Genomic DNA, 654 nt, shown 5'->3' with positions numbered 1-654 from the left:
GGAGGTCAGGCCCGCCCGCGGGCGGCGCGCGTCCGCCTCAGGGCCGTCCCGCCGATCGCGGTGGCTCCGGCGAGCGCCACCAGGCCGAGTCCGGTCCAGGGCGCGCCCGGCCGCTGCGTCCCGCCGCCGCCCGTCATCGCCCCGCCGTACGGGTGGTGATGGAAGTGCCGCTCCCGCTCCCGCTCCCGGTGCCGGACGCCGATCCGGAACGCGCCGGTCTGCGAGTAGTTGGACGTGATGCACTTCGCGGTGATGCCGTAGCGGCCGTAGCGGTTCTTGGTCGGCATCGCCGTGACGCTGAACCAGCCGTCGTTCACCACGCCCTTGCCGCGCGCGCCGCCCGTGATGTTCACGTACCGGTCGGTGGTCTGGCAGCCGCCGGACACGGTGACCGGCTGGCCGGGCCGCACGAGGCTCGGCGACACGTCCAGGTCGTCCGCCCGTGCCGGGTCCGCGCCCAGTGCCAGACCGGCGGCGAACACGGTCCCGGTCAACCCCAGACATCCCAGCACGTGGCGCACGGTTCCCCCCGAAACACGCGGTGATGACACGAAGCGCTTCTCCGGTCACCGTCCGGTCTTCCCGCCGCGCACCGGCTCAAGGGGGGACCTGCGAAGTCTTTACCGTGCGCCCCGGCCGGCATGACCGGCCGGG

General features: G+C 74.2%; 1 protein-coding gene. It reads right to left on the bottom strand.

Annotation, left to right across the window (positions count from 1 at the left end; translation table 11 throughout):
• Positions 1-5: 5 nt before the first annotated feature.
• Positions 6-494, bottom strand: coding sequence for a hypothetical protein (locus tag DZF91_RS22810; RefSeq protein ID WP_117359464.1), 489 nt, complete (start codon positions 492-494; stop codon positions 6-8).
• Between the last annotated feature and the right edge of the window lie 160 nt (positions 495-654).

The organism is Actinomadura logoneensis (assembly GCF_003428695.1).
Taxonomy (GTDB): domain Bacteria; phylum Actinomycetota; class Actinomycetes; order Streptosporangiales; family Streptosporangiaceae; genus Spirillospora; species Spirillospora logoneensis.
Note: the sequence above shows the minus strand (reverse complement) of the source record. Positions and strands in the feature narration are given on the sequence as shown.